1 tRNA gene and 2 rRNA genes (1 of these 3 running past the window's edge) are annotated in these 2,722 nt (G+C 56.6%); all 3 read right to left on the bottom strand.

Annotated elements, in window-relative coordinates:
• Nucleotides 1-200 (bottom strand): 23S ribosomal RNA (locus ABC728_RS04440) (it extends 2,550 nt beyond the left edge of the window).
• Nucleotides 201-502: 302 nt separating this feature from the next.
• Nucleotides 503-578, bottom strand: a tRNA-Ala gene (locus ABC728_RS04445).
• A 170-nt stretch (nt 579-748) separates the two neighbouring features.
• Nucleotides 749-2,237, bottom strand: a 16S ribosomal RNA gene (locus ABC728_RS04450).
• The 16S and 23S rRNA genes sit together here with 1 tRNA gene alongside, the layout of an rRNA operon.
• Between the last annotated feature and the right edge of the window lie 485 nt (nt 2,238-2,722).

Raw genomic sequence — 2,722 nt, forward strand, 5'->3', positions numbered from 1 at the left:
TTAGATGTTTCAGTTCCCCGGGTTCGCTTCCCAAACCTATGGATTCAGTTTGGGATACCTGTTGCCAGGTGGGTTTCCCCATTCGGATATTCACGGATCAAAGCTTGCTCGCAGCTCCCCATGACTTTTCGCAGCGTGCCACGTCCTTCATCGCCTCTCAGTGCCAAGGCATCCACCAGATGCCCTTAAGACGCTTGATCCATTCATCACGCTCACGCGCAGGGACAAGCCCACACATCATGAACACAACAAACAGCACTATCCGCTCTCCAGGTGTCCCTCATCCCGCTGACGCAGAATGACGACAGAACCAGACCTTCTCGGCTAAGAGGCCAGATCCCCTGCAAAGCGGAACCCATTCGGTCACACTTCACAAAACCATTTTCACGATGTCCAAGAACCGGCAGCCCTTGCTGCCTACAGTCACCCTTTCAGGCAACCGATCTGTTGCTTCCCATGGATCCTCACCACCGCCTCAAACTCAACGTTACGCAACGGAGCTTGGTGGAGGCGGACGGGATCGAACCGACGACCTCATGCTTGCAAAGCACGCGCTCTCCCAACTGAGCTACGCCCCCAATCTCTCGGGAAAAGTCAAGCGGTGACCCCAATGACAAAGCCCGGTGCGATCAAGCACCAGGCCCTATCATCTGATCCATGAGAAGGGATGCGGAGACGGCGGACCCATCACCAAGGTGATGTCCCGGATAAGCCCGGGATTACGTCCAAAGGGAAGGTTCTTCCTTAGAAAGGAGGTGATCCAGCCGCAGGTTCCCCTACGGCTACCTTGTTACGACTTCACCCCAGTCGCTGACCGTACCGTGGTCGGCTGCCTCCCGAAGGTTAGCGCACCGGCTTCAGGTAAAGCCAACTCCCATGGTGTGACGGGCGGTGTGTACAAGGCCCGGGAACGTATTCACCGCGGCGTGCTGATCCGCGATTACTAGCGATTCCAACTTCATGCACCCGAGTTGCAGAGTGCAATCCGAACTGAGATGGCTTTTGGAGATTCGCTTCCATTCGCATGGTCGCTGCCCACTGTCACCACCATTGTAGCACGTGTGTAGCCCAACCCGTAAGGGCCATGAGGACTTGACGTCATCCCCGCCTTCCTCCGGCTTGTCACCGGCAGTTCTGCTAGAGTGCCCAACTGAATGATGGCAACTAACAGTGGGGGTTGCGCTCGTTGCGGGACTTAACCCAACATCTCACGACACGAGCTGACGACAGCCATGCAGCACCTGTGTCCCGGTCCCCGAAGGGAAAACCACATCTCTGTGGCGGTCCAGGCATGTCAAGGGTTGGTAAGGTTCTGCGCGTTGCTTCGAATTAAACCACATGCTCCACCGCTTGTGCGGGCCCCCGTCAATTCCTTTGAGTTTCAACCTTGCGGCCGTACTCCCCAGGCGGTCGGCTTAATGCGTTAGCTGCGACACTGAAACCCTAAGGGCCCCAACGTCTAGCCGACATCGTTTACGGCGTGGACTACCAGGGTATCTAATCCTGTTTGCTCCCCACGCTTTCGCGCCTCAGCGTCAGTTACCGTCCAGTGGGCCGCCTTCGCCACCGGTGTTCTTCCCAATATCTACGAATTTCACCTCTACACTGGGAATTCCACCCACCTCTCCGGTACTCTAGCCTGCCAGTCTCAAGCGCAGTTCCCAGGTTAAGCCCGGGGCTTTCACGCCTGACTTGACAAGCCGCCTACGCGCCCTTTACGCCCAGTAATTCCGAACAACGCTAGCCCCCTTCGTATTACCGCGGCTGCTGGCACGAAGTTAGCCGGGGCTTCTTCTCACGTTACCGTCATCATCGTCACGTGCGAAAGAGCTTTACAACCCGAAGGCCTTCATCACTCACGCGGCATGGCTGGATCAGGCTTCCGCCCATTGTCCAATATTCCCCACTGCTGCCTCCCGTAGGAGTCTGGGCCGTGTCTCAGTCCCAGTGTGGCTGATCATCCTCTCAGACCAGCTACTGATCGTCGGCTTGGTAGGCCGTTACCCCACCAACTACCTAATCAGACGCGGGCTGCTCCTTTGGCGATAAATCTTTCCCCCACAGGGCTCATCCGGTATTAGCGTCCGTTTCCAGACGTTATTCCGAACCAAAGGGTACATTCCCACGTGTTACTCACCCGTGCGCCACTCACCAGTCCGAAGACCAATGCGTTCGACTTGCATGTGTTAGGCCTGCCGCCAGCGTTCGTTCTGAGCCAGGATCAAACTCTCAGGTTTTATGCGGCTCGCTCGCCTAAGCAAACAAACCTCGTTGACGGATACGAAAAAACGCCAAACTTCCCAATCGTCTGCCCTAACCCATCCACCATCCATAGACCCGATAAGGTCAATAGCGTGGATGGCGTATAGAGCAACATGTACCAGGATGCTCAAGCGCCATACGTATCCATACGAACCAGACCCTCCAGCTCATAAAGACCCGCCGCCTGCGCATCCCTTCTCAACAGATTCACTTGTCCAAGAACCTTGGCCGCCACAAGGCAAGCCAAACGACACCCGCCAACCGGCTCAACACCGGCCAACCAAACCCCAACATAAAGAAGAGGAAGGCATCAATGGCAGCGACCCCAAGGCCACCGCCCGACCCCTTCTCATCTAGGCCTTCCGGTCTAAACCGTCAAGCCCCAAATCCAGGGATCATTCAACCATCGCCGCCAGAGCGTCTCCGGCGCGTCGGTGGGGCGCTTTCTACTCGCTCCACC

It is taken from the genome of Niveispirillum fermenti (assembly GCF_052474395.1).